The 6,305-nt window shown below is 46.8% G+C and carries 6 protein-coding genes and 1 pseudogene; 5 read left to right on the forward strand and 2 right to left on the reverse strand.

Features of this window, described 5'->3' with window-relative positions; translation table 11 throughout:
• Positions 1-157: 157 nt before the first annotated feature.
• The 5 genes from RMO79_RS20520 to RMO79_RS20540 all read left to right on the forward strand — a co-directional run bounded on the left by RMO79_RS20520 (position 158) and on the right by RMO79_RS20540 (position 4,007).
• Positions 158-502 carry a type II toxin-antitoxin system RelE/ParE family toxin gene (locus tag RMO79_RS20520; RefSeq protein WP_310485126.1) on the forward strand — a complete coding sequence of 115 codons (345 nt, stop codon included), beginning with the start codon at positions 158-160 and terminating at the stop codon, positions 500-502.
• Positions 483-833 carry a helix-turn-helix transcriptional regulator gene (locus RMO79_RS20525; protein WP_310485127.1) on the forward strand — a complete coding sequence of 117 codons (351 nt, stop codon included), beginning with the start codon at positions 483-485 and terminating at the stop codon, positions 831-833. The genes RMO79_RS20520 and RMO79_RS20525 overlap by 20 nt, the downstream gene beginning before the upstream one ends.
• Positions 834-917: 84 nt before the next feature.
• Complete coding sequence (locus RMO79_RS20530; RefSeq protein ID WP_310485128.1) at positions 918-2,081, forward strand: VWA domain-containing protein; 1,164 nt, start codon at positions 918-920, stop codon at positions 2,079-2,081.
• Positions 2,082-2,192: 111 nt separating this feature from the next.
• On the forward strand, positions 2,193-3,314 hold the full coding sequence (gene cax, locus RMO79_RS20535) for a calcium/proton exchanger (protein WP_310485129.1): 1,122 nt from the start codon (positions 2,193-2,195) through the stop codon (positions 3,312-3,314).
• Positions 3,315-3,599: 285 nt separating this feature from the next.
• Positions 3,600-4,007 carry a hypothetical protein gene (locus RMO79_RS20540; RefSeq protein ID WP_310485130.1) on the forward strand — a complete coding sequence of 136 codons (408 nt, stop codon included), beginning with the start codon at positions 3,600-3,602 and terminating at the stop codon, positions 4,005-4,007.
• Between the two features lie 114 nt (positions 4,008-4,121).
• On the opposite strand, the gene RMO79_RS20545 is transcribed toward RMO79_RS20540, so the two are convergent.
• Positions 4,122-5,780: a transglutaminase family protein gene (locus RMO79_RS20545; RefSeq protein ID WP_310485131.1), complete on the reverse strand. Its 1,659-nt coding sequence runs from the start codon at positions 5,778-5,780 to the stop codon at positions 4,122-4,124.
• 41 nt (positions 5,781-5,821) lie between these two features.
• A pseudogene (locus RMO79_RS20550) lies at positions 5,822-6,305 on the reverse strand (rRNA (cytidine-2'-O-)-methyltransferase); the annotation flags it as partial.

The raw sequence follows: 6,305 nt of genomic DNA on the forward strand, positions 1-6,305 counted from the left end.
CATCTGAGCCGACATAAATGTCGTCTAAAGGGTGAAAGAAACTTTGTTTGGGCACGCCCTAATTTCATGCTTCAACCCAATTTACAGATCCTTGCTCTGAGCCAGTTTCAGCTAAGTTCCTTAGAAGAGGCTCCGCCAACGCAAACCTTTAATCTGGATGGGCAGATCCCGTAAGGATATTGGAGAATTCCCAGATCGAGTCAAAGGAGAGTTAGGATATGGATTAGATTTGGCTCAGGCGGGTGAAAAGCATGAGAATGCAAAACCATTAAAAGGGTTTAAAGGTTCTAGTGTTCTGGAATTACTGGAAGATTTCGACAGTGATACTTACAGAGCTGTCTATACTGTCAAATTTGCTGAAGTAGTCTATGTTTTACATGTTTTTCAGAAAAAATCTAAATCAGGTATCGCTACTCCAAAAACAGATATCGATCTCATTGAGAGTAGATTAAAATTGGCACAAGCACATTATCAGGAAAATTATGACAACCAATCGCGCTGAGATTGAAGAGAATATCGAATTTGAAACCAGTTGCGGTAACGTGTTTGCAGACATTGGTTTCGATAATGCTGAAGAAATTCTACTTAAATCCGAATTAGTTCGACAAATCAATCACACGATTAAGGAGAAAGAATTAAACGTTACCCAAGCCGGAAATCTATTAAATATAGATGGAGATATGCTATCTAATTTAAGCCGAGGCAGGCTGACTGAACTCACCATTGAAAATCTATTTCGATATCTAAATATTTTGGGTAGAGATTTAGAAGTTGTCTTGAAACCTACATCGACATCTAGCAGTCAAGGTAAATTGAAAGTGACAGTTGTTTAAAAGTTGGGCGCGCTCTAAATTTGTTGCCCAGCAGTAGATCTATTGGTTGGGTGGAAAGATGAGAAATCTAAAATCTAAAATCTCATGACTGAATCCGAAAGACTCAAACGGTGGCGATTGGTACTCGGTAGCGAAGCTGAAGGTAGCTGTGGTGCTGGTGCTGGGGGCTTAACTGGCGGCGATATCGAAATGGATCGCGCCCTTTCCGCCTTATATCGCTCCGATAACGACACTCGCAGCGGTGGTTTGGGGCGTTCTGCTCCCAATGTCGCTCGCTGGCTCGGCGATATTCGCACCTACTTTCCCAGTTCCGTCGTGCGGGTGATGCAGCAAGACGCGCTAGAGCGGCTGAATTTACAACAAATGCTGCTGGAACCGGAGATGATGCAAGCTGTCGAAGCTGACGTGCATCTAGTGGCTAATCTGATGTCATTGAGTCAGATTATGCCTGCCAAAACGAAAGAAACCGCTCGTTTAGTCGTCCAAAAAGTGGTAGACGAACTATTGCGAAAACTCACTAACCCGATGCAGCAAGCCGTCTCAGGCAGCCTCAATCGTGCCGTCCGCAACCGTCGCCCCCGTCATAATGAAATCGACTGGAATCGGACGATTCGCGCCAATCTGCGCCATTATCAAGCCGCTTATAAAACGATTATTCCCGAAACGCGAATCGGGTATGGACGCAAGCGCACGGCGTTGAAGAATGTTATTTTGTGTGTAGACCAAAGTGGCTCGATGGCGACTTCGGTAGTATATGCGAGTATCTTTGCGGCGGTACTAGCTTCGATGCCTGCGCTGAAGACGCAAATGGTGGTATTCGATACGGCGGTGGTAGATCTGACAGAACTGCTCCAAGATCCGGTGGATGTGTTGTTCGGCACCCAGCTCGGCGGCGGGACGGATATTAATAAGGCTCTGAGCTATTGTCAGGGTTTAATTCGCCAACCCCAGGAAACTATTTTGGTATTGATTAGCGATTTATATGAAGGTGGTAATAATAACGAACTGCGAAAACGAGTCGGATCGATCGTGGCTTCGGGAGTACAATTAGTGACATTATTAGCATTAAATGATGATGGCGCGCCTTGTTTCGATCGATCTAATGCGGCGGCGTTCGCGACTTTAGGTAGCCCCGCTTTTGCCTGTACGCCCGACCAATTCCCCGATCTGATGGCAGCAACTCTCAGTCGTCAAGATATCGGTTTATGGGCGGCTAAAGCTGGTTTGACAGCAACTAGAGGTGACTGATTGTTAACGGTGCTGGTTGGGATGATGGAAATGTTAGCGATGAGGGTTAGGAGTAAAGTCAGTGGGGTAAATCGGGTACTCTAGAGAGACGGTGTATCACTACAAGTGTCAATGCTAAATCTCAAGAATGTTCTTTCTGTTTTATTGTTATTCATTCCAGTTTCGATCGCGGGGCACTTTTTAGGCTGGAGTGAGCCGATCGTATTTATCACTTCTGCGTTAGCAATTATCCCCTTGGCGGCATGGATGGGAACAGCGACAGAAGAAATCGCTGTGGTGATGGGGCCATCGCTGGGAGGCTTATTAAACGCCACTTTTGGGAATGCGACCGAACTAATTATCGCGCTAGTTGCGCTGAATGCCGGGTTGATGGATGTTGTCAAAGCCAGTATTACGGGGTCGATTATTGGTAACTTATTGCTGGTAATGGGTTTTTCGATGCTGTTGGGTGGTTTGAGATATAAGGAGCAGACGTTTCAACCCATCGTTGCGAGGGTGAATGCTTCGAGTCTGAATTTGGCGGTGATTGCGATGTTATTACCGACGGCGGTAGATTATACTTCAACGGGAATTGACGATAAAGCCATTCAGCAACTATCGATCGCAGTCTCGATCGTGTTAATTTGCGTTTATGGTTTGACGCTATTATTTTCGATGAAAACTCACACTTATCTCTATGATGAGGCGAGTTTGGCAGATATGGATCCTGAAGAATTAGCTGAAGCCAATTTAGCTGGCGATGACGACCACGGTGAGGTAAATTTACCGTTATGGGTTTCGGTATTATTAGGTTGTACTTTATTAGTCGCCGTCGAGTCAGAATTTCTAGTTTCGACACTCGAAGTCGCTACCGAACAGTTGGGTTTGACCGCGTTATTTACTGGGGTAATTTTGGTACCGATTATCGGTAATGCTGCCGAACATGCGACGGCGGTGACGGTAGCGATGAAGGATAAAATGGATTTATCGGTATCTGTCGCCCTGGGTTCGAGTTTGCAAATCGCGCTATTTGTCGCGCCAGTTTTGGTGTTAGCAGGGTATATTCTGGGCAAACCGATGGATTTAAATTTCAATCCATTTGAATTAGTTGCGGTCGCAGTATCGGTATTAATTGCCAATTCAATTAGTTCTGATGGTCGATCGAATTGGCTGGAGGGTTCGTTATTATTGGCAGCTTATATCGTGTTAGGCTTTGCCTTTTATTTCCATCCCGTTATCGAAGGTATTGGGTAATCGATTCGGGGCAAGATTTGAGAAATTTGCGTTAAGATCTATTTTTACCTTGAAAGGGTATCTGAAAAGTCTTATTGGCTTCGATAGTAGATCTAAATCCCCCTTTTCAAGGGGGACTTTGACTCTTTCTCCCCCTGCTTGGTGCGCTAATCCGTCGGGAGACCCGACGAACGCGCATCCGCTTTTTAAGGGGGTTGGGGGGATTTAGATCTACGCTTTTCAGACACCCTCTGAATCGATCGCCGAAATCTCTAGATCGTGCCATTTATCAAAAGGATTACCAAAATGCAGATTACCAATTATCGTCGAGTGGCAATGTTATGTTCGGTCAGTTTGCTACTAGCTTTACCGTTAGGAATCAATGCCCAAGCCCAGCCAGCCCCAGAAATTCTCATCGATCGAATGTTGAGATCTGACTCTCAATCTACTAGTAGTAGCGATCGCAATCAAGCATTACTCGCCAGCTTTAAAGTCTGGATGGGCACCTATCAGCGACTGATTAGCAAGGATGATAACAAATTTATGGCTGTGTTCGATCGCGGATCGCTGCCAATTGAGATTCGACCTAAATCGAGCGGTTCTTCGATCGACAATTTGAGTTTTGGCTGCCCGATTACCAGATCGCTTTCATTGAGTACCGCACCTAGTAATTTACAAAAGGCATTATCTAAATGTGCGGGTTTTAAATCTTAATCGATAAATTTTAATCGATCGATAATCAAATTATTGGTAACTCCAGATCTCGATCGAGATCTGGTTTTTTATTAGCTACAAATTTGACTTCTTCAAGAAAGTCAGTTTTATGTTTTAACTAGGAATTAGTTCATCCAAGATCCGAAAGCGGATGTGATTGATGGCTAAATCGCCCATGGAGATATGTTCGGGTTTGTCGGCGGCTTTCATTTTTTCAAACGATATGCCCTTGCCAATTTCGGTGTGATACCAGGCTAAACCCATAAAAAACCGTTCTGGATAAGGGCCGCGATCGATAATATCATCAACGTTAGATTCCATTGGCAACCAGCCGATACCGGGCACGTAAAATTCCAACCAGACATGGTTAAAATCGGGCTGAAGGGGCAGATGGCGGAGTTCGGGATGCTGGGGACATTTATACCGTCCGATCGTTCTACAGGCGATACCGTTGAGGCGGGCGAGGGCGAGTAATACGCCGACGTATTCACCGCATGAAGCTACGCCGCGTTCGAGGGCAACATCGGGGGTGTCGATGCGGGGCTGGATGCCGTAGGAGAGCCTATCGTAGACGTAGTTGCGAATTTTAAGCATCTTTCGCAGGACATTAGTTTCGGTACCGACGGCTTCAGTAGCGGCTTGGATAATGATGGGTGTCTCCATCGCCAAGTCATCATCATCGACGAGATAAAGTTCCTGGAGTTCGGGGGAGAGGGACAAACTATCGTCGATATCCGCAGGGGTGAGGGCATATTTTAGCCCATACATTTCGATCGTCGCTTTCCAGCCAAAGAGTCCACCCTGATTGGCTTCGATCCGATCGAATTTAAATACGGCGACTTTTTGCCCTGCTTTTTCTTCGATCGTAAATTCCCGACCGATCGGTTCGATCGTCCGAATCCGCTGACGCAGGGTATTCGAGGGTAAGGCAATTCGCCATTCCACTTGGTTGAGGGTAACGGCTTCGAGGGGGAGTAATTCTTCGATGTAGGAGAGTTCTACTAAATAGCCGTTGGAAAGGGTGTAATGCTCGGCGGGGTGGGGTTGGAGATAGAGGGGATGAATGAAGGTGCGATCTCGAAATGTGAGTTGATAGGGCGATTCGGCGTTGGGATTATCGCGAATATAGGGTTCTTCGTCGGCATAAACGACGTAGCAAGTCGGCTCTGTGCCTGCGGGAGGTGCGGTAAAGGCGATGCCAGTTGGGGAGGGAAAGGGCGCGATCGCACTAAATTGGATTTTGCCAGTGAGTCGATCGAGGCAATAGACGGTTTGCTCGGTTAAATCGCATACCCAGAGCGCATCTTGGTAAAATGTCATCGTTTCGGTACCGACACCAGGCTGCGGAAATCGTGCGCCTGGTTCGCCTGTAGCGCGATCGAAGATTTGAATGTAGCCAGATTTCTGACAACTAATATAGACGCTCGCTTCGCAGACGGCGATGCCATTAACTGGATAAGATAGGCGCGCAAATAGTGTCGGTACTAGTGTTGTTCGATCGCACCAAAATACTTCTTGCTCTTTGGCAAACCAGAACTTATCTTCCCACTGCGTCAATCCCGTTACCCCGATCCAATCGGCAACACAACTGGGATTGAGGACGATCGTATCATTAGTATGCGGATCGATATTCAGCAGATAACCGCGCACTGCATCGACACTCAGCAGCCTGTCGCCATCTGCTGCTAATCCTGAGAGCGAATATACGCCGATTGGGTAAATTGTCGCCTGCGTTACCGCAGCATGGGGAAACAAGCATTCGGGCTGCGGCATAGTTTAACGGCTCAAGACTATCGGTTAATTTAGTATAGCGGTCAGATTGGGGATTCAGTTAAAGCAGCACTATTTCTCGCAGCATCGAGATCGATCGCGAGTGCTAATTGATAGACATAGCGGCGCGATTGCGAAATTTGTTCGGCGACAATCCGACTGGCTTGAGAGCGCGATGTATCATTGAGCATTAACTCGACTAGAGCGCGTTCGATCGCTTCATCCGAGAGTGTGGGATGGCTCACAGGCGCGCCAGCAACCACGAGTGTATATTCCCCCTGCGGTTCGGTGTTGGTATAATGCTCGATCGCCGCACCGATCCTTCCCCGCCAAAAATCTTCATGTAATTTAGTCAATTCTCGCCCGATGACGATCTGCCGATCCTCACCAAATGTCGTCGCAAAGTCGGCTAAAGTCTGGCGCAACCGATGGGGAGATTCATAAAATACCAAAGTCCGCGCATCGCCCGAAACCGATTCTAACCGATCTCGTCGTTCTTGTCCCTTAACCGGGATAAAACCTTCAAAT

It is taken from the genome of Chamaesiphon sp. VAR_48_metabat_403 (genome assembly GCF_031422475.1).
Classification (GTDB): Bacteria; Cyanobacteriota; Cyanobacteriia; order Cyanobacteriales; family Chamaesiphonaceae; genus Chamaesiphon.